Raw genomic sequence first — 25945 nt, forward strand, 5'->3', positions numbered from 1 at the left:
ATGCACAAGGGCACACCGATGGTGTGCCCTTTTTGCTTTTCCTGCGTTCCAGCACGCGCTCACGGGCCTGTGGTCCGGGCCGCCTGCCGGTACCCGCTAGCTCAACATCCGGCTGGCCCACACCTGGGCGTCGATGCTGCTGCGGGCCACGTCCATGGGAGAAAAGCCCAGCTTCGCCATCAGCGGCAGGGCCTCGTCCCAGGCGCCGCGTTCCAGCAGCACGGCCAGGTGCAGTTCGTCGTGCATGGGCGAAGGCTCGCCGGAAAGGGCGGCCCGGAAGTCCGCGTCCAGCGGCAGGTGGGCCAGCAGCACGGGCATGGGAATGCCCAGCAGCGCGTCCAGTTGCGACAGCAGCCCCAGCAGGAACATGGATTCCGGCGCATGGGTGCAGGTGCGCACAAGGCCGCACAACAGTTCCAGAAAGCGCGCGCGGGTCACGGCCAGTCGCATGACTTCGGGCGGGGCGGCGCTGCCCGCCGTGTCGGCCAGGGTGATCACCAGCAGCCACTTGCGCAGCGTCTCGAAGCCCAGCAGCGATGCCGCGTGCTGGACCGAGGTTACTTCCTTCAGCAGGGCGAACCACGCCGAATTGATGTACCGCAGCAGGCGGTAGGTCAGGCCGGGGTCCACGGTCACGGCGCGCACCAGCTTGTGCGGGTCGGCTTCACCGGTCAGCGACTGCATCAGGTGCAGGCGCGAGGTCTGGGCCGACGACAGGGTGCGCCCCGGCACGATGACCGGCCTGGCGAAGTGGTAACCTTGGAACAGGGTGTACCCCAGCATGCGGCACTGGCCGAACATGGTCGCGGTTTCCACCTTTTCCGCCAGCAGCACGGCGTGGTGGCGTTTGCGCAGGCTGGCCGTGAGCGCGGGCAGTTCCGCCGGGGGCACGCCCAGCACGTCCACCTTGATGATGTCCGCCAGCCCCAGCAGCGGCAGGGCCTGGTCCTGTCCCACGAAGTCGTCCACGGCCAGCCGGTAGCCCGCCCGTTTCAGGGTGTGCAGCGCATCCACAAGTTCCGGCGTGGGGTGCACCGTTTCGAGGATTTCGGGGATGCACCGGTCCGGCGGCAGCACTTCCGCCGCGCCGGACAGCAGCAACCCTTCGGGAAAGTTGATCAGGAAGGGGGTAGTGCCAGGTATGGTCTCGCTGGCGATGGCGTAGCCGTCGGCGATGACCGAGGCGGTGGCCGCATCCGGGTCGTCGATGCGCGCGGGCCCGCTGGGGCTGTTGCGGAACAGCAGTTCGTGCCCCCACAGCGTTCCCGTTGCATCGAAGATGGGCTGCCGGGCGATGAAGATGGTGGGCTGCTGTGCGGAATTCTGGGGCTGCATGGGGTGCGGGCTCCGCCCCGCGTGCGCGTTGAGCAAGGACGGTGGCGCACCTGCGGCCCGTCCCGTGTGGTCCAGAGACGGTGGCGCACCTGCGGCCCGTCCCGTGTGGTCCAGAGACGGTGGCGCACCTGCGGCCCGTCCCGTGTGGTCCAGAGACGGTGGCGCACCTGCGGCCCGTCCCGTGTGGTCCAGAGACGGTGGCGCACCTGCGGCCCGTCCCGTGTGGTCCAGAGACGGTGGCGCACCTGCGGCCCGTCCCGTGTGGTCCAGAGACGGCGACGCACCTGCGGCCCGTCCCGTGTGGTCCAGAGACGGCGACGCATTCGCGGACCGTCCGGTGTGGTCCAGGGACGGTGGCGCACCTGTGGCCCGTCCCGTGGGCTATGGACGGCGACGCATCTGCGGCCCGTCCCGTGGTCAATGGACAGTGGCGCACCTGCCGGTCCGTCCGGTGGTCTGGTGCGAGCACTTCAGTATGGCAGGCGCGGCGGTCCCGGGCAAGGTGGTGATACCCCCAGAGCCGGAGGATGGGAGTATCGGCACATGGGGGTGAGCCAGCATTGCGCCGAAGGGGGGGCGGTGGCACTGCATCCGTACGCCCTTCCGATACCGCAAAGTCGTGCGAATGGTTGTTTTTTGCAGCGAATATACGTAGATGCAAAGGGTCGCCGTACCGGCGGCAGCAAGGGAAAGCGAGGAGGGACCGGTGCTCAAGAAGATCTCCACGCGGGATCTCAGACCCGGCATGTACGTGGTGGACATGGGCCTTTCGTGGCTCGAAAACCCGTACCTGTACAGCCAGGTTGGGGTCGTCGGCTCCGAGGGCGACGTGCTGCGCATCCAGCGCGAGGGCTTCATGGAAGTCTTCGTGGATACGCGCCGTTCGCTGGGGGGCGACGGCACCGACGGCCTGAGCGATGAAGAGGCCATTTCCGCCGAACTGGCCCGCGACCTGGGCGACGAAGACCCGCTGGCGCCCACCGTGTCCCTGACGGAAGAAATGCCCCAGGCCCGCGCCCTGTACGACGATTCCGTGGGCTTCGCGCGCAAGGCCATGGACATCATGCGCAAGGACGGCTTCGTGGACGTGCAGGCCGCCCAGCCCATGGTCGAGGGCATCCTTACCAGCGTCACCCGCAATGCCAATGCGCTGCTGGGCCTTTCCAAGCTGCGCTCGGTGGACGAATACACCTACACCCACTGCATCAACGTGGCCGTGCTGGCCGTGGTTTTCGGGCGGCATCTGGGCTTTGGCGACATCACCCTGAGCCGGGTGGGCCTGGCCGGGCTGTTCCATGACCTTGGCAAGGCCCGCGTGCCCGATATCATTCTGAACAGCCCGCGCCGTCTCACGCCCGCCGAGTTCGGCGTCATGAAGCGCCACCCCGAACTGGGGTGGGAACAGGTGCGCGACAATCCCATGATCTACGACGAGGTGCTGGCGGGCATGCTGGAGCACCACGAGAAGTACAACGGCCTCGGCTACCCGCGCGGCCTCAAGGGCGAGGAAATCAGCATCATCGCCCGCATCCTGGCCGTGGTGGACGTGTACGACGCCCTTACCAGCCGCCGTGTGTACAAGGCCGCCATGCTGCCCCACAAGGCGCTGGGCCTGATGTACGGCATGCGCGGGCAGGATTTTCATCCCGGCTTCGTGGAGCGGTTCATCCGGTGCCTCGGGATATACCCCGTGGGCAGCGTGGTGGAACTGAACACCGGCCAGCGCGGCGTGGTCAGCCAGGCCAACGCCCGCGAACCGCTGCTGCCGGAAGTGATCGTGGTGCGCGACCCCAAGGGCCGCCCGGCCCAGCATCGCAGGCTGGACCTTTCCGGCCAGACCGCCGTGAAGGTGGTGGCCTGTCTGGACCCGCGCGACTCGGGCATAGACCCCGGCCAGGTGCTGGGCACCTCCTGACCTGCGGGCCGCTGACGTGGCAGCGCCAGAGCCTGCCCGCCACCGTCCCGTGCATTCCGCTTTTCGTTACCGACGCCATGCCGTGAACAACGCCGGGGCACTCCGTTGGGGTGCCCCGGCTCCGTTTGTTGCAAGGCCCGTTTGTTGCGGGGTCCGGGTGCCGCAAGGGGCGGGGGTCAGGCGGTTATCTGCACGATGAGCGCCTGCAACCGGTCGGCCTGCTGCCGCAGCCCGTCCACGGCGCTGGCCGCCTCGTGCATGCCATCGGCCATGGCCTCTGCCACCTCGCGGATGACGTCGATGGCCATGGCCGCCCGCGCCGCCTGGTCGGCCTGCAGGCCCGCCCGGTCGGCAATGGAGCCCACCTCGTCGGTGGTGGCCCCCACCAGATGCACGATGCGCTCCAGCGCCTCGCTGGATTCACCGGCCAGTTGCGCGGTCTCGTCGATGGCCCCGCCCGAGGCGTCCACCCGGTTCATGCTGTCGCGCACCCCGTGCTGGATGGCGGTGATGGCCGTGTGCACCTCGCTGGTGGCCTGCATGGTCTTTTCGGCCAGCTTGCGCACCTCGTCGGCCACCACGGCGAATCCCCGCCCGGCATCACCGGCGCGCGCCGCCTCGATGGCCGCGTTCAGGGCCAGCAGGTTGGTCTGGTCGGCAATGTCGGCGATGACGGCCATCACCCGTCCGATGGACTCCGCCTGTCCACCCAGTTCGCGCATGCCGCCGCGCAGTTCCTCCGACCGCTCCACCACGCCGCGCATGGCCTCGCGCATGCGGCGCACCTTGTCGGAACCTGCCCGCGCCTCGTCCACGGCGCGTTCCGCCGCATCCGCTGCGCGCCCGGCAAGGCGGGTGGCGTCCACGGCGGCGGCGTTGACGTCCTGCATGACCGAAACGGTCTCGTCCACCCGGTCGCGCTGGGTTTGAGCGCCCATGGCCGCATCGCGCACCCGTTCGGCCAGCGATTCGGAACCGTCCACCACCTGGCGCGAGATGCCGTCGGCCTCGCGGGCGGCCTGGGCCAGCCGTTCGGTGCGGGCCTCGGCGTCGGCCTCTGCCTGGCGCAATTCGGTAAGGTCGGTGTACAGGCAGATGCCGCCCACCAGCGAATCGTCCATGGCATTGCGCATTTGCGCGGCGGCAATGTTCACCCGCCGCACCCCGCCGCGCCGCCCGGTCATTTCCACCTCGCGCACCACCGGCACGCCTTCGCGCATCACCTTGCCCACCACGGTCTGGCGGCCCGGGTCGCCGTAGAAGAATTCCGAGGCGCCCATGCCGTGGTACTGTTCCGGCGTTCCCTCGCGTTCGATGAGCGTCAGCAGGGCAGCGTTGCAGCGCAGCACTTTTTCCTGGGTGTCCACCACGAGGTAGGGCGTCTCTATGCTGCGCAGGATGCCCTCGGAGAAGCCCAGCGCGCCGGTGAGGTTGCCGGTCATGGCGCACAGTGCGTCGGCCACCTCGCGCAGTTCGCGGTGGAAGTTGCCCGCAAGGTCCATGCACCGGGGGCTTTGGGCCTGATCCCGCGCGAAGTCGCGGATGGCGTACAACGGTTTGATGACCTGGCGGTGCAGCACCAGCACCGCCACCGCGCCAAGGGCAAGGGCCAGGCACAACCCGATGATCTGGCTGACCAGCAGCGCGGAGACCCGGCTCTCCGATTCGCCCTGCATCAGGGTGACGGCCTTGTTCATGGCGTCCAGCACCCCGTCGCTGGCGTCCAGCAGGGCGGGGGCGGTGTCTGGCGCGGCCACGGCCCCTTCGGGCAGGGCGGCCTCCACCAGGCCGCGCAGGCGCAGCCATTCGCCGCGCACGGTCAGCAACTGGCCGCGCACGGCGGGGCTGGGCGTGGGCAACCGGCCCGTGGGGCCGTCGGCCTTCAGGGAGAGCGGGGCCTGCCCGCCGTCGATGAAGGCCGCCAGCGTTACGTCGAACACGCGGATCTGGTTGGCGATGGACTGGCGCAGTGCGGCCGGGCCGCCGTGCAGCAGGGCCAGCGCCTCCTTGGTCATCTTCTGGCTGAGCATGCGTTGCCGCCCGGCCAGGTTGACCGCCATGCCATCGGTGGTCTGGCGATTGGAAATGACGATGACCGCCATGCAGAGAGCGACGGCCAACAGGGCCTGCCCGAGAACCGCGAGAAGGATGCGCAGCCGGATGCTCATGCGGAGTACCCCCTATGGGCCCGTGTATGGCAGGGCGGGGGATGCTGGCCCATGATTATCATGCGCGCGGGTTGCGGGCTGCGCGAGAAGGCGCGCCGGGGGCAATGGGGCATGGGGCGGCATGGGGCGGCGGGGGGGGGGCGGCAGTGGCGCAGCCCGGCAGGCGGCGCGACGGGCTGGTTGCCGGGTGTTCACGCGCGCGCTGTGCCAGCGCCCACGAAAAAAGGGGACGCCCCTTGCGGAGCGTCCCCTTGCATCAACGATGGGTGCCGCGCGAGCGCTACGGCATCAGCGGGGCCAGCATCAGCCCGGTTTCCACGGGCAGGCCGAACATCAGGTTGGCGTTGGCCACGGCCTGACCGGAAGCGCCCCGGCACAGGTTGTCGATGGCCGAAAGAATGACAAGGCGGTTCGTGCGCTGGTCCGTCACCACGCCCACGTCGCAGAACATGGTGCCGCGCACGTGGCGGGTTTCCGGCAGCTGCCCGGCGGGCAGCACGCGCACCCAGCGCGACCCCTGCCAGGTCTGCTCGAAGGCCGCCTGCACGTCCTGCGGGCTGACGGGCTTTGCCAGCTTTGCATAGATGGTGGCCAGGATGCCCCGGTTGATGGGCAACAGGTGCGGGTTGAACGACACCACCATGGACGTGCCCGCGATGGCCGACAGCTCCTGCTCGATTTCCGGGGTGTGGCGATGCTTGCCGATGTTGTACGCCCGGAAGGTGTCGGACACCTCGCAGAACAGCGTGCCCACGGCGGCCTTGCGCCCCGCGCCGGTGGCGCCGGATTTGGCGTCCACCACGATGCCGTCGGTTTCCACCAGCCCGTGCTTCAGCGCAGCGTACAGGCCGAGGATGGTGGCCGTGGGGTAGCAGCCGGGGTTGGCCACCAGGCCTGCCTTCTTCACCGCATCGCCGTACAGTTCCGGCAGGCCGTACACCGCCTGGGGCAGTTCGGCCCGGCGGGTGTGGGGCACCTTGTACCAGGCCTCGTACACGTCGGGGTCGCGCAGGCGGAAGTCCGCCGAAAGGTCCACCACGCGCAGGCCGCGCTGGCGCAGGGTGGCCCCCATTTCCATGGCGGCCCCGTGGGGCACGGCCAGGAAGGCCACGTCGCAGTTGTCGGCCAGGTCGTCCGGGTCGGGCGCGGTCATGACCACGTCGCCGCCGGGCAGCCCGCGCAAGAAGGGATAGATGTCGGAAAGGGGGCGGCCCGCCTCTGTGCGCGAGGTGGCGCGCACAAGGCGCATGTTCGGGTGGCCCGCCAGCAGGCGGGTAAGTTCCATGCCCGTGTAGCCGGTAACGCCCACGAGCCCGGCGCGGATGATGGTCATGCCGTGGTCCTTGCGCTGTTTGATCTGTTAGGTCCGTGTGGTCCGTGTGATTTGGGGAGTCGTCGGGATCCGGCGGTTACTTCCTGTGCACCACGTACTTCATGCGCAGTTCGTACAGCACGCCCTCCAGCAGGCGCGCCTCGTCCGCGTCGGCGCAGCCGCGCGTCTTCTCTTGCAGCATGGTCAGCACGTCGATGGTGTGCTTGGCCATCAGCAGGTTCTCGCTGGTGCGCCCGGTGTCCGGGTCGGGCACTTCGCCCAGTTGCACCAGCGCCGACGAGGCCAGCGACAGGATGAAGGTGGAAAAGGTCACCTGCGGCATCTGTGCCGCACCATGGGGCGCGCCATCCTGCGCGCCGCCCTTGCCGCCGTCCTTGGCCCCGCCAGCCGCGCAGCCGCAGCCGGTACGTTCGTTGTCGGTCATGGTCACATCCTCGCGTTTGGGGCCGGGCAGGCGTTCTATTGCTCCGGCGCTCCTCGGACCCTCGTACCACCGAGGGGCTGTTGCAAAATTAGGGTTTTCGTCCGTTGGCAAGGAAAACGAGCCTGCCATGAGGGAGTATACTCTTATCGTATTCGACCGACATGGCAGGCGAAGTTTGACGCAGCCAACGGGCGAAGGGACAATTTTGCAGCAGCCCCTAAATCTCTGTTCCCGGCGTTACCGCCAGCCCGGCCTGGTACGCTGCCAGGGCCTGCTCCAGCACGTCGCGCGTGCCGATGTACCCGCCGCAGGCCCGGAAGCCTTCGGCCAGGGCGTGCAGCCCGGCGGCCAGGTCGGCCCAGTCCAGCCAGCCCATGTGGCCGATGCGGATGATGCGTTCCTTCATGTGGTCCTGCCCGGCGGCCATGATGACGCCAAAGCGCTCTGCGGCCACGCGCAGCACGCCGGTGGCGGGCACGCCTTCGGGCAGCAGCACGCTGGTCAGGCCCCATGTGTAGCCTTCCTTCACCAGCGGCTCAAGGCCCATGGCCGTCACCCCGCGCCGGGCCATCTGCGTCAGCGCCCACTGCTTGCGGTACACGGTTTCCAGCCCCACCTCGCGGAACATGTCCAGGCTTTCGTTAAGCCCTATGATAAGGCTGACCGGCGTGGTGAACAGGGTCTGCTGCTTTTCAAGGTTGGCCAGTTCGCCCCGGAAGTTGAAATAGAAGCACGAGGGCGGCACGGTGTCCGCCTTGCGCCAGGCCCGCTCGGACAGCGCGATGAGGCCGAGGCCCGGCGGCAGCATCAGCCCCTTCTGCGAACCGGTGAGCAGGCAGTCGATGCCCCATTCGTCCATGGGGCAGGGCGAGATGCTCACGGCGGAGATGCCGTCCACCACCAGCAGGGTGTCGCGTCCGGCGGTGAGCCTGGCGATCTCGCGCACCGGGTGCAGGGTGCCGGTGGACGTTTCCGACAGCTGCACCAGCACGCCTGCGGCGTCGGGGTGTTCGTTGAGGGCGGCTTCCACTTCCGCCGGGGTGACCGGGCGGCCCCAGTCCACCACCACGGAGACCACGTTCAGGCCGCGCACGGCGGCGATTTCGCGCCAGCGCTGGCCGAACTTGCCGCCTTCGACCACGATGACCTTCTCGCCCGGCCTGAACAGGCCGTGCACGGCGGCGGTCATGACGCCCGAGCCGGAACAGGCCATGGGCAGCACCGGCTGGGCCGTGCCGAACAGTTCACGCAGCTTGGGCTGCACCGCCGCCATGATGGCCTTGAAGGCGGGCTTGCGGTGGTGGATCATGTCATGGGCCATGGCCAGCCGCACCCGTTCGGGCGTGGGCGTGGGGCCGGGGGTGAGCAGGCGGGGCTTGTCGAGCATGCCGCAATGTCTCCGGTTCAGGCGCGGAATATCCGCGCGGTGAAGGATTTCAGGTAGTCGGTCTCGGCCATGGCCGGGTGTACCGGATGGTCCGCGCCCTGATGCCCCTGTGCGATGATCTGGGCCTGCATCTTTCGTTTCGCCGCGGCATGGGTGAGCACGCGGCGCAGTTCTTCCCTGTCGAGGTGCTGCGAGCAGGAACAGGTGACGAATACACCCCCATCGGCCACCAGGTCGAGTGCCAGTTCGTTGGCCCGCTGGTAGGCCGTCAGGCCCTGCTTGGCGTCCTTCCTGCGCTTGATGAACGCGGGCGGGTCCAGGCAGACCAGGCCGAACCTGCGGCCCTCGCGCCGCAGTTCCGTCATGGCCTCGAAGGCGTCGCCTTCTATGCCGTCGGCGTCGTCCACACCGCCCACGCCGTTAATCCCGTACGCGCGGCCATTGGCCTTGACGTTTTCCACCGCCAGCTCGACGGCAGGCAGGGACGCATCCACCAGCGTTACCGAGGCCGCGCCCGCGCGCGCCGCCGTGGCGCCAAAGCTGCCCACGTAGCAGAACACGTCCAGCACGTCCTGCCCCTTGGCAAAGCGGGCGGCAAAGGCGCGGTTGTCGCGCTGGTCGTAGAACCACCCGGTCTTCTGCCCGGCGGTGAGCGGCACGGTGAAGGTGCAGCCGTTCTCGGAAATCTCCGTCGTCTCGGGCACGGAGCCGTAGGCCACGCGCACTTCGCGGGTCAGCCCTTCCAACTCGCGCGAGGCCGTGTCGTTGCGCAGCAGCACCCCGGTGGCCCCGGTGGCCTCCACCAGCGCGGCCACCGCCGCGTCGGTCTGCGCGTCCATGCCCGCCGTGGTGATCTGGGCCACCAGCGTGTCGCCGTAACGGTCCACCACAAGGCCGGGCAGCATGTCGCCCTCGCCGAAGCACAGCCGATAGTGCGGCGTGTCGAACAGCGCCTGCCGCAAGGCCAGCGCGCGTTCCACCCGCTTTTTGAGCAGGTCCGCATTCAGCGGGTCGTTCTCGCGGCGGCTCACCATGCGGGCGCAGATCAGCGAGGCCGGGTTCACGTAGGCCGTGCCCAGGCAGCGGCCCCCGTCGTCCATGACCATGGCGGCCTCGCCCGGCGCAAAGTCCTTGAGCGGCGTGCGCTGCACGTCCACTTCGTTGCTGAACACCCACAGGTGCCCCACGCGCAGTCGGCGCTCTTCTCCGCGTTTCAGGATCAGTGTCTTCATGCGGTCCTTGTATGGCTATTATGGCGGAACGAGCCGGGGGAAGGGGAAAACCCCCTTTTCCAAAAGGGGGTTTTCCCCTTCCCCCGGACCCCCATCCCTTTTCCCCCAAAACGTTTTAATTGGGTTTGCACAGCCTACTGTGCCAGCCCCAAAATGAAAAGTTTTGAAGGATAGGGAGGGGGTGCGGGGGAGGGAAAGGAAACTTTTTCAAAAGTTTCCTTTCCCTCCCCCGCGTGAATTTACTCAGTGAGCCAAGCCCCAGTTCTCCCCTTGCCCCCAATCGACGGCAAGGGGGACGTCGAGGGTGACGCCGCCGGGTCGCACGCCGGACATGAGCGCGGCCAGGCGCTCGCCGGCGGCGGGGGCGTTGTCGGCGGGCACTTCCAGCAGCAGTTCGTCGTGCACTTGCAGGATGAGCCGGGCGTTCAGGGCGCGCAGTTCCGGGTCGGCGTGGGCGGCCAGCATGGCCAGCTTGATGATGTCGGCGGCGCTGCCCTGGATCAGGGTGTTGATGGCCTGGCGGCGGGCCTGCGACTTCAGCTGGGTGTTTTCGGAATGGATTTCCGGCAGCAGGCGGCGGCGGCCCGCCATGGTGGTCACGTAGCCCAGTTCGCGGGCGGTGGTTTCCGCCTCGTCGTAGAATTCGCGCAGCTTTTGCAGCTTGCTGAAGTACCGTTCGATGAACGCCTTGGCCTCGGTGAGCGGGATGCGCAGTTCCTGCGCCAGCTTCTGCGGCCCCATGCCGTAGATGAGCCCGAAGTTGATGGTCTTGGCGTTGCGGCGCTGGTCGGTGGAAACCTGATCCTGCGCCACGTCGTACAACAGGCTGGCGGTACGGCTGTGGATGTCCGCCCCCTCGCGGAAGGCGGCCAGCAGCGTGGGGTCTTGCGACATGTGGGCCAGCACGCGCAGTTCCACCTGCGAATAGTCGGCGGACACCAGACGCAGGCCCGGCGCGGCGGTGAAGCAGGTGCGCATGCGGCGGCCAAGGTCGCCCCGCACGGGAATGTTCTGCAGGTTGGGGTTGCTGGACGACAGGCGTCCGGTGGCCGTGGCCAGTTGGTTGAAGGTGGTGTGGATGCGCCCGGCGCCGTCCACCAGGCGGGGCAGCGGTTCCAGATACGTGGAACGCAGCTTCTCCAGCTTGCGGAATTCCAGGATGGCGTCCACCACCGGGTGGCGACCGGACAGCTTTTCCAGCACGTCCTGCGCGGTGGAGGTCTGGCCGCCCTTGGTCTTGCCGCCCGTGGGCAGGCCCAGCGTGCCGAACAGCAATTCGGCCAGTTGCTGCGAGGAGCGGATGTTGAATTCGCCCCCGGCGGCCTTGTAGACGTCGCGCGTCAGGCGGTCCAGTTCGTCTTGCACCTCGCGCAGGAAGGCGGCAAAGGCGTTCAGGTCCACGGCGATGCCCGCCGCCTCCATGTCGGCCAGCACGGGGATCAGCGGCATTTCCAGCGTGCGCATCAGGCGCGACAGTTGCGCCCCGGCCAGACGGCCCGACAGCGCGCCCGCCATTTCCAGCGCCAGCAGGCCGGGGTTGCCGGACGAGCGCTCCAGTTCGTCGCCCCAGCGGGCGGCCAGACGCGGCCAGCCGTAGTCGCGCTCTTCCGGGTTCAGCAGGTAGGCGGCAAGGCCCAGGTCGAACCAGCGGGCCGGGTCGATGCCGCCCCAGGCCGGGTCGGTGCGCAAGAGATGCTTCACGTCGGGCGCGGCCACCTGCGCGGCCTTGGAAAGGTGGCGGGCCAGCGCGTCCACCGGGCCGGAGTAGCGGCTTTCGCAATCCCCGGCGGCCACGGCGTAGGCAGTGATGGCGCCGTTGTCGAACACGGGCACCACGGCGGCGGCCACGCCTTCGCAGTCGGGCAGCTTGCCGGGGTCGGCGCAGGTGTTCACCGGGTCGGCCCGGCGGCCCTCGTCGCCGAACAGGCTGGCCTGCACCTGACCGCTGGAGCGCGGGGCAGAGGTGACGCTGCCGTTCTCGATCATGCCGGAGAGTTCGCGGGTAAGCTGACGCAATTCGAATTCGCGCAGCATGGCACCGGCCTCCGCCGGGTCCAGCGGGCGCACGGCCAGGTCGGGCAGGGTCACTTCCGGGCAGGCGTCGGTGGTCAGGGTGGTCAGCTGGCGGTACAGGAACATGGTTTCAAGGTGTGGCTCGAACTTGGCGCGCAGCTTTTCGGGCAGTTCGCCCACGCGGTCGCGGATTTCTTCCAGCGAGCCGAAGTCCTTGAATATCTTTTCCGCCGTCTTGGGGCCAACGCCGGGGATGCCGGGAATGTTGTCCGACGAATCGCCGATGACCGCCTGAAAGTCGGGCCAGCGGGCGGGCGCAAGGCCCGTTTCCGCCGTGAAGTCAGCCAGCGTGACCAGCTTTTCTTCCTTGGCAGCCGGGTCCCACAGCACCACGTTGTCGTGCAGGCACTGTTTCAGGTCCTTGTCCGTGCCCACGATGACCACGGGGCGCTCGGCGCGGTGGCGCGCCGCCAGCGAGGCGATGCAGTCGTCGGCCTCGCACCCGTCGGACACGACCAGCGGGAGGCCGAGCGCCCTTACCATGCGCTTGATGGGGTCCAGCTGTTGCACCAGCGGTTCCGGCGTGACCGCGCGCTGCATCTTGTACGGCGGGAACAGCTCGTGCCGGAAGGTCGGTCCCTTGCCGTCCAGCACGAAGCAGAAATTGGTGGGGCGCTCCTCGCGCAGAAGGCGCAGCAGGATGCGGGTGACGATGAACAGCGCGTTGGTGGGAAATCCGTCCGAACGCTGCATGCTCTGGTAGGCGTAGAAGCCCCGGAAGATGAAGGCCGAGCCGTCCATGAGCCACAAAGGCTCGCCGCGAAGGCCGAGGCGTTGGGTGAGCGACATGCTGGTTCCGGTTGGCGGTTTGGATGTGAGGGGATGGCGCGGGCCCCGTGCGAAGCGGGCGCGACCAGACGTGACCGGGCGCAACAGGGAGCAACGGGTGCGCCGGATGTGACGGGCACGCCGGACACGCCGGGGCTGCGCGGGAATGCGCAGCGGCTGCGCGCCCTGGCCGGGCCGCCTGCGCAAAGGGTATACGTCACGCCGCGCCCGAAGCAAAGCCGTTCGCACGGGCCCGGGCCGGTACGGACAGGTACGGGCTGGACCAGACTGGCCGGACTGGCGGGGCTGGCCGGAACAGGATGACGGAATCAGGCCGCCGGGCCGCGTGCCCGCCCGCATGCGGGAAGGAGGGCGGGGGCCCCCGTCACAGCGGCTTCACCCGCTCCCGCACATCCTTGCGCCAGCGGTTCAGCGGACGGCAGCAGCCCTGCCCCACCTGCAACACGGCGGCAACCTGGGCGTCGGACATGACCAGACGGCAGCGGTAGCGCGCCCCGTCCCAGAACAGGCCGGGGCAGCGGCGGTGGTAGCCGTAGGCCTCGCGGCCCGGCGGGCATTGGGCCTTGGCGCAGCAGAAGCCGCAGCCCACGCAGTCGCGTTGCAGAAACAGCAGGGCGAACACGGCGCATCCTCCTTCCCCGTGTGGCGCCGCATGTCCGTGGCGTGTGCCCGGTCTGATCCGTACGTGTGTCCCCATGCGCGGGGGGCGGGCGGCAGGGGCGGGGATGCTTCACCCATACCCCGGCACGCGCGGGTTGTCAGCAGGCGGGGCGGAATGCGTGTGGTCCGCTCCGTTTTTTTCTTGTCGGTTCGTAACATGCTGTAAGCGCACGGTTTCATTTCTCATGCCTCCCGCCATTCCGCCTTTTTTCACCCCCGTTTCGTCACGTTTCCTCCGTTTATCGTCCCCGCGATAGAACCCGCTGCCCCCTTCGCGCTACTCCCGTGGCTCACGATGCACGCCCCGCGCCCGGCTGTCCGGTTCCGGATGCCCCGGCGAGGCGGGCACACTCACCACCACAATCACTTCAACCAGCAAGGGAGGCGGGAATGGCGGATACGAACAAGACGGGCGCAGCGGCGGGCGCGGCCCCGGCAAACGGAGCGGCGGACGCCGACGTGACATGCTCCCCGTTCCTCACGGGCATCCGGGCGGTGCTGGGCGAACGCACCCCCGGCAACATGGCCCTGTGGGCGCTGACCGCCGTGCTGCTGCTGGCGCTGGTCAAGGAATCGGTTGCGCCCTCGTGGACCGTGGCCTGGAGCCACCCCAACTGGGGCACCGTCAACGTGGTGCCGGTGCTGGGCATCGGCGTGGGCATGGTGGCCGGGTTCCTGGGCGGCATGGTGGGGGCGTTCATCAGCCTGTTCTCCGTGCCCCTGTACACCCTGTGGCTGGGCCTGCCGGTCAAGGTGGCCCTGGGCACCAACAGCCTTGCCTCCGCCGTCATCGGCCTGATGGCGGCCATGGTGCACCTGTCCAAGAAGACTCCCAACATGAAGATCGCCTTCCCCATGATGGCCACCGGCTTTCTGGGCGCTGGCGCTGGCGCGTACCTTTCGCTGGGCATGACCCCGGAACAGCTGAAGATGTACTTCTCCGTGCTGGTGTTCGGCGCGGCGTTCTGGATGCTGTGGCGCGGCATTCGCCCCGCCCCGGCCAAGAGCGGCGGCTTCGTGGCCACCGAAAGGCAGGGCCTGCTGTACGCGGGTGGTGAATGGGGCGGCGTGCCCTACCGCACCAACATCCTGTACCCGGCCTTCGGCAACTTCTTCATCGCCGTGCTGACCGGCATCATCGGCGTGGGCGGCGGTTTCCTGTTCACCCCCATGCTGCACGCGGCCTTCGGCCTGCCCATGATGGTGGCCGTGGGCACCGGCAACTTCGTCAAGGTGGCCAACATCGGCTCGCAGTTCATCGTGCGCGGCGTGGCCGACACCGTCATCTACCAGCTGGCCGTGTTCGCCATGCTGGGCGGCTACTGCGGGGCCAACTTCGGGCGGCGTCTGGGCTGCGTGGTGGATACCCGCTACCTGCGCCTGCTGTTCGGCATCCTGCTGATCTTCGTGGGGTTGCAGTACATGGGGATCAAGCTGGGACTCGGCAGCGCCTAGGCTGCGGCTTGGTCTTTTGCGCGCTGACTGCGTCGAACTTCGTCCGGCATGTCGTCGAATACGAGAAGAGTATACTCCTCCCTGCCGGACTCGTTCTCCTTGTCAGCGCACAAAATCCCTGCGCCGCAGCAATGCAGCAGGCAGTCTCAGGAATGCTTATGCGCCCTGCGTCGCGAAAAGATAGCCCGAATCAGGGCAGAGAAGATTCATGAGCCCCTGTGCTGCAAGCCTTGGGCCACGTGAACGACAGAAAGAATGATGCGGTGGCCCCTGCGGCGCATCCGTAACGTATCCAATCAACGTCGGGAGAAACGACATGGCGAACAGAAAGGCCAGCAGGGCCGTGGACATCGCGCCGCGCAGCCTTGCGGAGGTGCGCACGGAAACGGTGGAGTGCGACCTGTTGATCATCGGCGGCGGCAACGCCGGGTGTTTCGTGGCCACCGAGGCCAGGCGGCTTGATCCGTCGCTGCGCGTGGTGATCATGGAAAAGGCCGAGATCATGCGTTCCGGCGCGTGTTCGGCGGGCATGGACGCCCTGAACACCTACATTCCCGAAGGCAAGACCCCCGAGGATCTGGTGCGCTGGAGCCGCGCCCAGGTGGGCGGCGGCCCCCTGCGCGAGGACCTGGCCCTGAGCAATGCCGAGGAACTCAACGAGGCCATCGACGACCTGGAGCGCTGGGGCCTGCCCATCCTGCGCGACGAAAACGGCAAGATCCGCTATCGCGGCAAGTGGGACATTTCCATCCACGGTGAACAGCTGAAGCCCATCATGGCCGAAAAGGCCATCGAGGCCGGGGCCGAGGTGTACAACCGCGTGGTGGGCACCGGCCTGCTCATGGACGATGGCCGCTGCGTGGGGGCCACGGGCCTTGGCGTGCGTGACGGTGCGTTCTACGTGTTCCGCGCCAAATCCGTGGTGGTTTCCACCGGCGGCGCGGGCACCCTGTACAAGTCGTACACCGCCGACTCCACCGACAGCGGCGCGCAGATCTGGATGTGCCCCTACTGCGTGGGGTCCGGCTACGCCATGGGCTTCCGCCAGGGCGCGGAGCTGTCGTCGCTGGAGCAGCGCTGGGTGGCCACCCGCACCAAGGACTTCTGCGGCCCCGTGGACACCATCTCGGTGGGCTACAAGGCCCCCATCATCAACTGCAAGGACGAGCGGGTCATGAGCCGCTACGCCCACCTCGGCGGCGACGCGGCCCCGCGCTTCATCCGGGCCAACGCCCCCATGGAGGAATGGCTGGCCGGGCGCGGCCCCTGCTACTGCGACACCCGCAACATGGCCCCCGAACTGGTGCAGGCCATGATGACCGACTACCTCAACGAGCGTCCGTCGTTCGTGCTGTTCCTGGCCAGCCGCGGGCAGGACGTGACCAAGGAGGCCATCGAGATCTACGGGTCCGACCCGTACATCATGGGCGGCCACACCATGGGCGGCTTCTGGGTGGACATGCAGCGCATGACCACCGTGCCCGGCCTGTTCGCGGCGGGCGAGACGGCGGGCGGCAACCCCAACAAGTTCGTGGGCGGCTGCGCGGCGGAAGGCAAGCTGGCCGCGCGCGGCGCCATTGCCTACATGGCGGCGGGCCTTGAAACGCCCGACGAAGCCGCCGTCAGCGCGCAGGTGGAGTCGGAAAAGGGCCGCGTGTTCGCGCCGCTGCTGCGCGGCAAGGACTACGACGGCGTGACCCCCACAGAGATGAAGGAACGCCTCCAGCGCCTGATGGACGAGTACGCGGGCGGCAGCTCGCAGTTCTACCGCACCAACGAGGAGCGTCTGGACTACGCCCTGCGCCACATCAAGATGCTGCAATCGCAGTTCGCCTACCTGAAGGCCGCCGACCTGCACGACCTGATGCAGGCCAACGAGACCATGGACCGCGTGGACGTGGCCGAGGCCGTGGTGCACCACCTTAAGGCCCGGCGCGAAACCCGCTGGGCCGGGTGGCAGACCCGCAGCGACTACCCCGGTCGTGACGACGCCAACTTCGACTGCTTCGTGGAAACCCGGCGCGACCCGGCCACCGGCGAGGTGACCGCCTTCACCCGGCCCTACGAGCAGCTGGTCCCCGGCGACCGGTTCAAGGCTTAACCGCATTTCATCCGGACGGAGGAACACATGCCGCCGAGAATACTGACCGAAAAGTGCAACGGTTGCGAAGGGCTGCCCGAATCGCGCTGCGAAGAAGCCTGCCCCGGCAACCTGATGGTGGTGGACGCAGCCACGGGCAAGGCCCGTTGCCGCTGCACGCGCGACTGCTGGGACTGCATGTCCTGCACCAAGGCCTGTCCCCGCGCCGCCATAGAGACGCGCATCCCCTACCAGCTGGGGTACCACAAGGCGTCCCTGCGGCCCATCATGGGCAAGGACCACATCACCTGGAAGTGCGTGGACATCCACGGCGTGGAAACCACCTACAAGTACCGCAACCGTCTGGCCGTGGACCCGGCCATCCGGACCGACAAGGACGCGTAATCACACTCCGGGGGGGCGGGGCGGCACGGACATCCGGTGTCCGATACCGCCTTTGCCCCCTTGCAATATGCCGCAGGAGCACTACGCTCTCCGCCAGGGGGGCTCATGGAACGCAACTGGCATCTCTGGACCGAGGATTTTTTCGCCGACCTGCCGGACGAGCGGGCGGCGTTTCTGGCGTTGTCGCGCCGGAGGGAATTTTCGAAGAACGACATGGTGTTTTTCGAGGAGGACTCCGGCGATTCGTGCTTCTACGTGGAGCAGGGCATCGTGCGCATCTTCCGCATCGCGCCGTCGGGCAAGGAGCCCATCTTCTTTCTGCGCAGGCGGGGCGAGATGTTCGGGCTGGCAGAGGTGCTGGATTCGGTGCCGCGCAAGGCCAATGCACAGGCCCTGACCCCGTGCGTGCTGCGCGAGGCGGGGCGGGACGAGTTCGAGAAGTTCCTGTCCGACAACTTCGGCGCGGCGCGCAGGGTTATTGCCACGCTGGGGGGGCGGGTGCGCTACCTGGGCGAGCAGGTGGGCAACCTGATGACCTGCGACGTGGGCACCCGGCTGGCCAAGCTGCTGGTGTACATGGCCTACGAGGTGCTGGGCGACGAGGCGGCATGGCACGAGCCCGCCGTGATTCCCGTGCGCCTGACGCAGGAGCAGATGGCCGCCATGACCGGCTCGTGCCAGCAGACCGTCAGCGACTTTCTGCGCGAGATGCAGGACGAGGGGCTGGTGCGGGTGACCCGCCGCGAGGTGGTGGTGCTGCATCCGTTGCGCCTGCTGGAACGCGCGGAACTGTAGAGGGGCGGAACAGGGCGGCGGTGCTGTTGCTTCGGCGCGCACCGCGTGCTAGCACCGCGACATGAGTACTCCTGCCCGTTCCCCGCGCCGTAATGCCCGGCCCGTGCTGCGCCGTGCGGCCACGCGCCTTTCCCCGTCCTGCGGCGGCTGCCCCGGCGCTTCCGATGCGCTGCGCGAGGCTGATGGCTCCGGCTCCCCCGTTCCCATCGACCCCTTTGCCCCATCGGCGTGCGCCGGGTGCCCTTCGGCCCGTGCCGAATCCGCGCATGACGCCCCCGCCGGGCAGCCGGGGGGGGCGGCCACTGCCGCATCTGCGGCGGCGGGCGTCCCGTCCGCAGTGCCCGGACCATCCGCCCCGTCCGCTCCATCCGCATCATCCGTACCATCGGTGCCCGGCCATGCCGCGCCCACGCGGGTCTGGCTGGCCCTGCTGGCCGTAGTGGCCGTGGGCATCGGCTGGCTGCTGGCCCGTCCGTTCATCCATACGCTGGCCGTGGCCATCGTGGTGGCCGCGCTGGCCGCGCCCCTGCAAGAACGCATCGCCCGCCGGGTGCGCCAGCCAGACCTGGCCGCGGCGTCAACCATCCTCACCCTGCTGCTGGGCGTGGCCGCGCCACTGGCCGTGTTCGTGGCCGCGCTGATTCCCCAGGCCCGCGCGCTGGCCCGCGCGGCCATGGCCTTTTACGCCGCGTCGGGTAACGGCGGGTCTGACACCGCCGCCGGGGCCGCCGCAGGCGTAGCCACGGGCGCCGCGCCCGCAGCCGCCGTTGCTGCGGGTTCCCTGCCCGCGCCGGTGGAACTGGGCCTGGCCCGGCTGCACGAGCTTTCGGTGTGGGTCACCCGGACCCTGGCCGATTTCGGCATCGACGCCCCGGACCTGGCCGACTTCGATCCGGCCAGCCTGCGCGGCACCCTGCTGGGCGCGGCCCGCCAGGCCGGAGAGACCGTGCTGCACGGCATTACCGCCGGGGTGGGCAATGCCGTGTACCTGTTCGGCCATTTTCTGCTGATGCTGTTCATCCTGTATTTTCTGCTGCGCGACGGACGGCAGATGATGGCCTTCGTCAAGCGCGTCTCGCCGCTGGCTCACGCGCAGGAGGACCGCCTGCTGACGGCCCTGCGCGGGGTGGCCCGCTCCGTGTTCATGGGCGGGGTGCTGGTGGCCGTGTTCCAGGGTGTCATCGGCGCGGTGGGCTTTGCCCTGGTGGGCCTGCCCGCGCTGTTCTGGGGCTTCGCCATGTCCTTCGCGGCCATGATTCCCGTGGTGGGCACCGCGCTGATCTGGGCCCCGGCCACGGCCTACCTGTACCTTTCGGGCGAGACGTGGCGGGCGGTGTTTCTGCTGGGGTGGTGCGCGGTGCTGGTCTCCAGTTCCGACGGCCTGCTGCGCGCGTGGTTCATGAAGGAAGGCGCGGGCATCCCCATGCTCTACCTGTTCCTGGCCATTCTGGGCGGGCTGAACATGTTCGGCATTCTGGGGCTGCTGTACGGGCCGCTGCTGCTTACCTTCGCCATGGTGGCCCTGACCATGTACGCAGAGGTGGCGGCGGAAATAGCGCCCAAGGACGGCGGGCCGATCCGCTGATGCGATCATGGCTTTCAGTCTCGTGAAATGACGAAAGGCCCCCGCCGCACGGGGGCCTTTTTCGTTCGGGGGAAGACGACGGGCGGGTGCACACCCATTGCTTCCCGAGCGGGGATGGCCCGCGAAAGATCAGTGCAGCAGCAGGGCCAGCGCCGGGGCGGCCAGCACGTTGACCAGCCCGGCCAGAATCATCACCAGACTGGCGATTGCGCCTTCCTCCTCCCCAACCCTGCGGGCCTGCGCCACGCCCGCGCCGTGCGCGCCCATGCCCAGCAGCGCCCCGCGAGCAAGACTGGTGCGCAAGGGCAACCACGCCAGCAGCAATTGGCCCAGGGCCGCGCCGAATACTCCCGTAAGCACCACGAACACCGCCGTCAGGTCCGGCACGCCGCCAAGGCTTCCGGAAACGGTCATGGCGAAGGGCGTGCTGATGGAGCGCGGCAGCAGGCTTTGCCGCATGTCGCCCGAAACACCGAGCAGGGTGGCCAGCCCCCAGGCCGAAAGCATGGCCAGACTGCTGCCCGTGGCCACCCCGGCCAGCAGGACCGGCCAGTGGCGGCGGATCAGGGCACGTTGCTCGAAGATGGGCAGGGCGAAGGCCACGGTCACCGGACCCAGCATGACCATCAGCCAGTGGGTGCCCCGGATGTAGTCGCTGTAGCCGACGCGCAGGGCCAGGGCCAGGGCCAGCAGCAGCAATGGCGCCAGGCACAGTGGCGACGTCCACCAGCGGCCCATGCGGGCATGCACCCAGCGGGCCGCGAGGTACAGGACGATGGTGGACGCCGACCAGAACAGGCCGGAAAGCAGGGGCAGGGCGGCAGGGTAAAGGTTCATGGCGTAGCTTACGAAGGATGACGGGGCGAACCGGACGGAGTCATGCCGGCATGGCTGGGATCGGAATTGCCCGGGCCGGCAAGGGCGTGGGCGGGGCCACGGAAGTGCATCCGGCAGCAGACATCCACCACCAGCGCCGTGCCGCCCATGACCGTCAGCGTGCCCAGCAGCACCACGGCCAGCAGCTTCAGCCCCAGCAGGCTCAGGAATTCCCGGTGGTCCAGCACCGCCAGCACGGCGGGCACGAAGAACAGCAGCATTTCGGCCATCAGCCAGCGGGCGCCGCGTTGCAGGTCCACCGCATTCACCGTGCCCGTGGACAGCAGCAGCAACACCAGCAGCAGCCCCACCACCCCGCCAGGCACGGGCAGATGGGCGTATCTGGCCACGGCTTCGCCTGCCAGCCACAGGGCGGCGAGGAACAGGCTCTGGATCAGGCGGCTGCGGCGGGCGGCCAACCGCAGGGAAAGGGAAATCTTGCGAACGGACATGTGATGCTCCTTGGCGCTGCTTGGCGTCGGTATCTACGTATGCCCGGCACATCTGGTCGTAAAATGAATTGACAGCATGGAAGATATTCCTGTTAGGAATAGAATATGGAGTTCAGAACGTTGCAAGCTTTTGTGGAAGTGGTGCGCCACGGGGGATTTTCCGCCGCGGCAAAGGCGCTGTTCACCACCCAGTCCAACGTGAGCAAGGCCGTGCGCCAGTTGGAGAGCGAACTGGGCGTGGTGCTGCTGGACCGCATGGGCAGCAGAAGCCAGCTTACGGATGCTGGCGAGGTGGTGTTTCGCCGGGCACGGGGCATCATGGCCGCCACGGAGGACATCCAGGGCGAACTGGACGACCTGCGGGGGCTGCGGCGCGGAACGTTGCGGCTGGGCGTGCCGCTGTTCGGCAGCCGCGTCCTGTTTGCGCCGGTGTTTGCGCTGTTCCGCACCCGCTACCCCGGCGTGGACGTGGGCATGGTGGAGGACGGCAGCAGGCGGTTGGGTGAATTGCTGCACGCGGGCGAGGTGGATCTTGCGGCGTCGCTGACGCCCATATCCGGGGAATTCGAGTGGCAGCACGTGCGCGCGGAGCCGCTGGTGGCACTGCTGCCGCCGGGGCATGCCCTGGCTGGCAAGCCCCGGCTGCGCCTGCGCGAGCTTGCGAACGAGCCGTTCATCCTGTTCGGCGAGGCGTTCCAACTGAACCAGATCATCCTCGATGGGTGCGAACGCAACGGTTTTCGCCCCAGGGTGGCGGCGCGCAGCGGCCAGATGGACTTCATCATCGGGCTGGTGGAAGCGGGGTTGGGGGTGGCGCTGCTGCCCCGGCTGATGGTGGCGGACCATACCACCACGGCGGCGCGGGTGTTGCTGGATGAACCGGACATGTGGTGGCGCATGGCGCTCATCTGGCGACGCGGCGGTTACCTGTCGCATGCGGCGCGCGCCTGGCTGGACCTTGCGCGCGAAGTGCATGGCATCGTGCAGGATGCCCCGGCCAACAGCGGGTGAGCGGATGGCGCGTGGCCGGAAACAATGCGTCCCCGCTCCATGGACATGGAGCGGGGACGGGGTGTTTTCGTGTGGCAGGGCGCGCGGCTATTCCACCGTCACGCTCTTGGCGAGGTTGCGCGGCTGGTCCACGTCCTTGCCGAGGTAATCGGCAGCCTCGTAGCTGAACAGTTGCAGGGCGGGCAGCACAAGGAAGGCGGCCATGGGGCCCCACGCGTCGGGGATGGACCAGGGGTGGTCCACCTTCAGCTCCACGCCGGGGTTGGTCAGGGCAATGATCTTGCCGCGCCGGGCCTGCACTTCTTCGATGTTGGACTTCACCTTGGGGAACAGGTCGTCGTTGAGCGCAAGCGCAAAGGTGGGGAAGTCCGGGTCGATGAGCGCGATGGGGCCGTGCTTCATCTCGCCGGAGGCGTAGCCCTCCGCGTGGATGTACGAGATTTCCTTCAGCTTCAGGGCGCCTTCCAGCGCCAGCGGGAAGCAATGGCCGCGCCCCAGGTAGAAGAAGCTCTTGGCCTTGGAGTAGGTGCGGGCCAGCACCTGCGCCTCGTCGCGCATGGCGGGCAGCACGGTTTCCAGCTGACCGGGCAGTTTCCTGAGGGTTTGCAGCACGTTGGCGCGTACCGTTTCGGAAAGGGCGCCGGTGTTGCGGCCCCAGTGCAGGGCCATCAGGGTCAGCAGCACCATCTGGCTGCACATGGCCTTGGTGGAGGCCACGCTGATTTCCGGCCCGGCCTGCGTGTAGATGACCGCGTCCGCCTCGCGCGCGATGGACGAACCCACCACGTTGCACAGGCCCGCCACCTTCACTCCGTGCTCCCGCGCTATGCGCAGGGCGGCAAGGGTATCCGCCGTTTCGCCCGACTGGCTGATGACCAGCACCATGTCCGCCGGGTCCAGGATGATGTCGCGGTAGCGGAATTCCGAGGCGATTTCCACGTTCACCGGCACGCGGGCCCAGCTTTCCAGCAGGTGCTTGCCCCACATGCCCGCATGGTACGAGGTGCCGCAGGCCACGATGTGCAGCCGCTTGGGCACCGGCAGCGCGGCCAGTTCCGGCAGGGTCACTTCCATGCGGTTCCAGTCCACGCGGCCTGCCAGACAGTCGGTGATGACCTTGGGCTGCTCGAAGATTTCCTTGAGCATGAAGTGCTTGTAGCCGCCCTTCTGGGCCGCCTGCATGTCCCACTGGATATGGTTGACGGCCTTTTCCACGGGCGAAAGGTCGGCGATGCGCATGACCTTCCATGAATTGGCGTCGATGCGCACCAGCTCGCCGTCTTCCAGGAACACCACGTCCCGGGTGTAGGGCAGGAAGGCGGGAATGTCCGACGCCACGAAGTTCTCGCCGGTGCCCACGCCCAGGATCAGCGGGGCGGACAGGCGCGCGGCGTAGAGCACTTCCGGCTCTTCGGGGGTGGTCAGGGCCACGGCGTAGGCGCCGTGCGCCTGGCGCAGCGCCCAGGCAAAGGCGTCGAGCATGGTGGCGTTGTGCTTGCGGCCCTCGGAAATGAGGTTGGCCAGCACTTCGGTGTCGGTCTCGGAATGGAAGACGTAGCCCTTGGCGGCAAGGTCGGCCTTCAGTTCCGCGTAGTTCTCGATGATGCCGTTGTGCACGATGGCGAGGCCGCCGTCGTTGGACTTGTGCGGGTGGGCGTTGCGTTCCACGGGAATGCCGTGGGTGGCCCAGCGGGTGTGCCCCATGCCCGTGGTGGCCACGGTGTTGGGGCAGGACGCCAGCTTTTCGTCAAGGGCGGAAAGCTTGCCCTCGGCGCGCACGGTGATGAGTTCGCGGTTCTGGACGAAGGCGACCCCCGCCGAGTCGTAGCCCCGGTATTCGAGGCGGCGCAGGCCTTCTATGATGAGGGGAACGGCGGGACGATGACCGGCGTATCCGATGATGCCGCACATAGGTGTGTGCTCCTTGGCAGAGGCGCGGCGGACGCCGCGCGGCGACGGCCTGGGTGGCCGCCGGAAGGTGTGGGCGAGGGCCGTAGGCTTTCGGAAAAAGCGGCGGCCGGTGCGGAAATCTTCCCGGTCGGCGCATGCCGCCCGAACGATTCCTCGCGGTGTGGCATGTATCAGGTTTGCGGCACGGTTCGCAACTGGTGCGGGGGCACGCGGCGGTGCGGAAAATGCGGTGCGCGCCCGGATGCGGCCTGCGGTGCGGTCTGCTTGCGGGGTGCGCGCCCGGCTTGCATGTGCCGTGAGCGCGGCCTGCGCGCGGCTCGCGACCGGGCCCTTGCACCTCGCGGCGTTCTGCAAGGCGCGGCGCGTGCCGCGCTACCTGCCGAAGAGGCGCGTCAGCCGCGCCAGTTCCGCGTACAGTCCGGGTTCCATCTGTTCCGGCGTCATTCGCCAGGCCCAGTTGCCCGCCGCCACGGAAGGCGTGTTCATGCGCGCTTCCGCCCCCAGGCCCAGCACGTCCTGCACCGGGGCCACGGCCAGTTCGGCCACGCTGCCCATGGCCAGGCGCAGCAGCACGCCGGGGGCCTCGTGCGGGGCAATGGCGTGCCCCACGTATTCTTCCACCCGGGCCCGTTCGTGCGCCGGGGCCGCTTCAAACCATGCCCGGGTGGGCGCGTTGTCGTGGGTGCCGGTGTAGACCACGCTGCGCAGCTCGTGCCGGAAGGGGACATCGGGGTTGTCGGCGGGGTCGCCGCCAAAGCCGAACTGCAACACCTTCATGCCCGGCAGGCCGAAGGTCGCCTTCAGTTCGCGCACGTCGGCGGTTATCACGCCCAGGTCCTCGGCAATGAGCGGCAGCGCCGTGAACCGCCGGGCCAGTGTGCCGAACAGTTCCATGCCCGGCGCATCCACCCAGCGGCCATTGATGGCCGTTTCTTCCGCCGCCGGAATTTCCCAGTACCCGGCAAACCCCCGGAAGTGGTCCAGCCGCACGATGTCGGCCATGCGCAGGTTGTGCGCCACGCGACGCACCCACCAGGCAAAGCCGTCGCGCCGCAGGGCGTCCCAGTCGTACACCGGGTTGCCCCAGCGCTGGCCCGTGGCGCTGAAATAGTCCGGCGGCACCCCGGCCACGTGGGTGGGGGCGAACTGCGCGTCCAGCCGGAAATAGCAGGGGTTGGCCCACACGTCGGCGCTGTCGTGGGTGACGTAGATGGGTACGTCGCCCACCAGCCGCACGCCAAGGTCGGTGCAGGCGGCCCGCAGGTCGTACCACTGGCGGAAGAACAGGTACTGGCAGAAGCGCACGTGGTCCAGCGCGGCGGCCTCCTGTGCGTCCAGCAGGGCCAGGGCGTCCGGGTGGCGGCGGGCGAAGGGCTCGTCCCAGGTGGTCCAGGCCGCCCCGCCGAAGCGTTCCTTCAGCACCGTGAACCGGGCGTAGTCGTCCAGCCAGTGGGCGTTGCCCCGGCAGAAGCGCAGGTAGGCGGTGTCCATGGCCAACTGGTGGCGGTTGCGTTCCCATGCGGCGCGCAACAGGACGCGGCGGTGGGCCTCCACGGCCTCGAACCGGACCGGGCGGCCAGAACCGTGTGGTCCACCCGATTCATGCGTCGCCTCGCGGAATTGTTCCGCCCCGGCGTCCACGTCTGCCCACGAGACAAAGCCTTCTTCGGCCAGCCGTTCGGGGCTGATGAGCAGGGTATTGCCCGCGAAGGCCGAGGGGCTGGAATAGGGCGAATTGCCGATGAACGTGGAGGTGGGCGCAAGGGGCAGGAACTGCCACACCGTCTGCCCGGCCCCGGCCAGCAGCCGCGCGAAGGCGTGCGCCGCCGGTCCCATGTCGCCGATGCCGAAGGCCGAGGGCAGCGAGGTGATGTGCAGCAGGATGCCGCTGGCGCGGACCGGTCGGGTCATGGCGTGCTCCTTGAAACATGTGCGGCTGCGGGGGGCGCGTCCGGATCATGCATGATGGACGAACCCGACTGCAAGGCTAGCATGAACGGCAACCGGGCGCCATGCGCGTGGATGGCGCGCTGCCGGGCAAGGGGTGCAGGGGCGGTGG

Annotated in this window: 18 protein-coding genes and 1 pseudogene; 7 read left to right on the forward strand and 12 right to left on the reverse strand. The window is 68.3% G+C overall.

What is annotated here, in order from left to right; translation table 11 throughout:
• Positions 1 to 96: 96 nt before the first annotated feature.
• The gene (locus K6142_RS08695) at positions 97 to 1335 is read right to left on the reverse strand and encodes an EAL and HDOD domain-containing protein (RefSeq protein WP_190244745.1); all 1239 of its coding nucleotides are present in this window, start codon (positions 1333 to 1335) and stop codon (positions 97 to 99) included.
• A gap of 706 nt (positions 1336 to 2041) precedes the next feature.
• Here K6142_RS08695 and K6142_RS08700 point away from each other — a divergent pair.
• Positions 2042 to 3250 carry an HD-GYP domain-containing protein gene (locus K6142_RS08700; RefSeq protein WP_190244746.1) on the forward strand — a complete coding sequence of 403 codons (1209 nt, stop codon included), beginning with the start codon at positions 2042 to 2044 and terminating at the stop codon, positions 3248 to 3250.
• Positions 3251 to 3426: 176 nt separating this feature from the next.
• On the opposite strand, the gene K6142_RS08705 is transcribed toward K6142_RS08700, so the two are convergent.
• The 7 genes from K6142_RS08705 to K6142_RS08735 all read right to left on the reverse strand — a co-directional run bounded on the left by K6142_RS08705 (position 3427) and on the right by K6142_RS08735 (position 13278).
• The gene (locus K6142_RS08705; protein ID WP_190244747.1) at positions 3427 to 5418 is read right to left on the reverse strand and encodes a methyl-accepting chemotaxis protein; all 1992 of its coding nucleotides are present in this window, start codon (positions 5416 to 5418) and stop codon (positions 3427 to 3429) included.
• A gap of 280 nt (positions 5419 to 5698) precedes the next feature.
• Positions 5699 to 6751, reverse strand: coding sequence for an N-acetyl-gamma-glutamyl-phosphate reductase (gene argC, locus K6142_RS08710; RefSeq protein WP_190245796.1), 1053 nt, complete (start codon positions 6749 to 6751; stop codon positions 5699 to 5701).
• A 76-nt stretch (positions 6752 to 6827) separates the two neighbouring features.
• On the reverse strand, positions 6828 to 7175 hold the full coding sequence (locus K6142_RS08715; RefSeq protein ID WP_190245797.1) for a DUF1844 domain-containing protein: 348 nt from the start codon (positions 7173 to 7175) through the stop codon (positions 6828 to 6830).
• A gap of 217 nt (positions 7176 to 7392) precedes the next feature.
• Positions 7393 to 8562 carry a pyridoxal-phosphate-dependent aminotransferase family protein gene (locus K6142_RS08720; RefSeq protein WP_190245798.1) on the reverse strand — a complete coding sequence of 390 codons (1170 nt, stop codon included), beginning with the start codon at positions 8560 to 8562 and terminating at the stop codon, positions 7393 to 7395.
• Between the two features lie 17 nt (positions 8563 to 8579).
• The gene (locus K6142_RS08725; protein ID WP_190245799.1) at positions 8580 to 9794 is read right to left on the reverse strand and encodes a class I SAM-dependent rRNA methyltransferase; all 1215 of its coding nucleotides are present in this window, start codon (positions 9792 to 9794) and stop codon (positions 8580 to 8582) included.
• Positions 9795 to 10037: 243 nt separating this feature from the next.
• Positions 10038 to 12656 (reverse strand): DNA polymerase I, encoded by a 2619-nt coding sequence (gene polA, locus K6142_RS08730; RefSeq protein ID WP_190245800.1) that lies wholly within the window; start codon positions 12654 to 12656, stop codon positions 10038 to 10040.
• 364 nt (positions 12657 to 13020) lie between these two features.
• Positions 13021 to 13278 (reverse strand): hypothetical protein, encoded by a 258-nt coding sequence (locus tag K6142_RS08735; RefSeq protein WP_190245801.1) that lies wholly within the window; start codon positions 13276 to 13278, stop codon positions 13021 to 13023.
• A gap of 428 nt (positions 13279 to 13706) precedes the next feature.
• On the opposite strand from K6142_RS08735, the gene K6142_RS08740 reads away from it, so the two are divergent.
• The 5 genes from K6142_RS08740 to K6142_RS08760 all read left to right on the forward strand — a co-directional run bounded on the left by K6142_RS08740 (position 13707) and on the right by K6142_RS08760 (position 19636).
• Positions 13707 to 14771 carry a sulfite exporter TauE/SafE family protein gene (locus K6142_RS08740; RefSeq protein WP_190245802.1) on the forward strand — a complete coding sequence of 355 codons (1065 nt, stop codon included), beginning with the start codon at positions 13707 to 13709 and terminating at the stop codon, positions 14769 to 14771.
• Between the two features lie 316 nt (positions 14772 to 15087).
• Positions 15088 to 16872, forward strand: a complete 1785-nt coding sequence (locus tag K6142_RS08745) for an FAD-binding protein (protein WP_190245803.1) — start codon at positions 15088 to 15090, stop codon at positions 16870 to 16872.
• A 27-nt stretch (positions 16873 to 16899) separates the two neighbouring features.
• Positions 16900 to 17256 carry a ferredoxin family protein gene (locus tag K6142_RS08750; RefSeq protein WP_190245804.1) on the forward strand — a complete coding sequence of 119 codons (357 nt, stop codon included), beginning with the start codon at positions 16900 to 16902 and terminating at the stop codon, positions 17254 to 17256.
• A gap of 105 nt (positions 17257 to 17361) precedes the next feature.
• A complete protein-coding gene (locus K6142_RS08755; RefSeq protein WP_012612830.1) occupies positions 17362 to 18051 on the forward strand; it encodes a Crp/Fnr family transcriptional regulator in 690 nt (229 codons plus the stop codon).
• A gap of 61 nt (positions 18052 to 18112) precedes the next feature.
• Positions 18113 to 19636, forward strand: a complete 1524-nt coding sequence (locus K6142_RS08760) for an AI-2E family transporter (protein WP_223380812.1) — start codon at positions 18113 to 18115, stop codon at positions 19634 to 19636.
• Between the two features lie 129 nt (positions 19637 to 19765).
• On the opposite strand, the gene K6142_RS08765 is transcribed toward K6142_RS08760, so the two are convergent.
• Together K6142_RS08765 and K6142_RS08770 are read right to left on the reverse strand one after the other, a co-directional pair.
• A complete protein-coding gene (locus K6142_RS08765) occupies positions 19766 to 20473 on the reverse strand; it encodes an LrgB family protein (RefSeq protein ID WP_190245263.1) in 708 nt (235 codons plus the stop codon).
• An 8-nt stretch (positions 20474 to 20481) separates the two neighbouring features.
• Positions 20482 to 20964, reverse strand: coding sequence for a CidA/LrgA family protein (locus K6142_RS08770; protein WP_190245264.1), 483 nt, complete (start codon positions 20962 to 20964; stop codon positions 20482 to 20484).
• A gap of 105 nt (positions 20965 to 21069) precedes the next feature.
• Here K6142_RS08770 and K6142_RS08775 point away from each other — a divergent pair, with 105 nt between their 5' ends.
• Positions 21070 to 21975: a LysR family transcriptional regulator gene (locus K6142_RS08775; protein ID WP_190245265.1), complete on the forward strand. Its 906-nt coding sequence runs from the start codon at positions 21070 to 21072 to the stop codon at positions 21973 to 21975.
• Between the two features lie 87 nt (positions 21976 to 22062).
• On the opposite strand, the gene glmS is transcribed toward K6142_RS08775, so the two are convergent.
• Together glmS and malQ are read right to left on the reverse strand one after the other, a co-directional pair.
• Complete coding sequence (gene glmS, locus K6142_RS08780; protein WP_190245266.1) at positions 22063 to 23886, reverse strand: glutamine--fructose-6-phosphate transaminase (isomerizing); 1824 nt, start codon at positions 23884 to 23886, stop codon at positions 22063 to 22065.
• Between the two features lie 372 nt (positions 23887 to 24258).
• Positions 24259 to 25809 (reverse strand): annotated as a pseudogene (malQ, locus tag K6142_RS08785) (4-alpha-glucanotransferase); the annotation flags it as partial.
• Between the last annotated feature and the right edge of the window lie 136 nt (positions 25810 to 25945).

Source organism: Nitratidesulfovibrio sp. SRB-5, from assembly GCF_019931275.1.
Taxonomy (GTDB): domain Bacteria; phylum Desulfobacterota; class Desulfovibrionia; order Desulfovibrionales; family Desulfovibrionaceae; genus Cupidesulfovibrio.

What these genes read in the sequence shown, in the direction of transcription:
- K6142_RS08740 (WP_190245802.1), top strand. Translation starts at nt 13,707, where the DNA reads ATGGCGGATACGAACAAGACGGGCGCAGCGGCGGGCGCGGCCCCGGCA.
- K6142_RS08745 (WP_190245803.1), top strand. Translation starts at nt 15,088, where the DNA reads ATGGCGAACAGAAAGGCCAGCAGGGCCGTGGACATCGCGCCGCGCAGC.
- polA (WP_190245800.1), bottom strand. Translation starts at nt 12,656, where the DNA reads ATGTCGCTCACCCAACGCCTCGGCCTTCGCGGCGAGCCTTTGTGGCTC.
- K6142_RS08775 (WP_190245265.1), top strand. Translation starts at nt 21,070, where the DNA reads ATGGAGTTCAGAACGTTGCAAGCTTTTGTGGAAGTGGTGCGCCACGGG.
- glmS (WP_190245266.1), bottom strand. Translation starts at nt 23,886, where the DNA reads ATGTGCGGCATCATCGGATACGCCGGTCATCGTCCCGCCGTTCCCCTC.
- K6142_RS08720 (WP_190245798.1), bottom strand. Translation starts at nt 8,562, where the DNA reads ATGCTCGACAAGCCCCGCCTGCTCACCCCCGGCCCCACGCCCACGCCC.
- K6142_RS08725 (WP_190245799.1), bottom strand. Translation starts at nt 9,794, where the DNA reads ATGAAGACACTGATCCTGAAACGCGGAGAAGAGCGCCGACTGCGCGTG.
- K6142_RS08770 (WP_190245264.1), bottom strand. Translation starts at nt 20,964, where the DNA reads ATGTCCGTTCGCAAGATTTCCCTTTCCCTGCGGTTGGCCGCCCGCCGC.
- K6142_RS08760 (WP_223380812.1), top strand. Translation starts at nt 18,113, where the DNA reads ATGAGTACTCCTGCCCGTTCCCCGCGCCGTAATGCCCGGCCCGTGCTG.
- K6142_RS08695 (WP_190244745.1), bottom strand. Translation starts at nt 1,335, where the DNA reads ATGCAGCCCCAGAATTCCGCACAGCAGCCCACCATCTTCATCGCCCGG.
- K6142_RS08750 (WP_190245804.1), top strand. Translation starts at nt 16,900, where the DNA reads ATGCCGCCGAGAATACTGACCGAAAAGTGCAACGGTTGCGAAGGGCTG.
- K6142_RS08755 (WP_012612830.1), top strand. Translation starts at nt 17,362, where the DNA reads ATGGAACGCAACTGGCATCTCTGGACCGAGGATTTTTTCGCCGACCTG.
- argC (WP_190245796.1), bottom strand. Translation starts at nt 6,751, where the DNA reads ATGACCATCATCCGCGCCGGGCTCGTGGGCGTTACCGGCTACACGGGC.
- K6142_RS08715 (WP_190245797.1), bottom strand. Translation starts at nt 7,175, where the DNA reads ATGACCGACAACGAACGTACCGGCTGCGGCTGCGCGGCTGGCGGGGCC.
- K6142_RS08705 (WP_190244747.1), bottom strand. Translation starts at nt 5,418, where the DNA reads ATGAGCATCCGGCTGCGCATCCTTCTCGCGGTTCTCGGGCAGGCCCTG.
- K6142_RS08765 (WP_190245263.1), bottom strand. Translation starts at nt 20,473, where the DNA reads ATGAACCTTTACCCTGCCGCCCTGCCCCTGCTTTCCGGCCTGTTCTGG.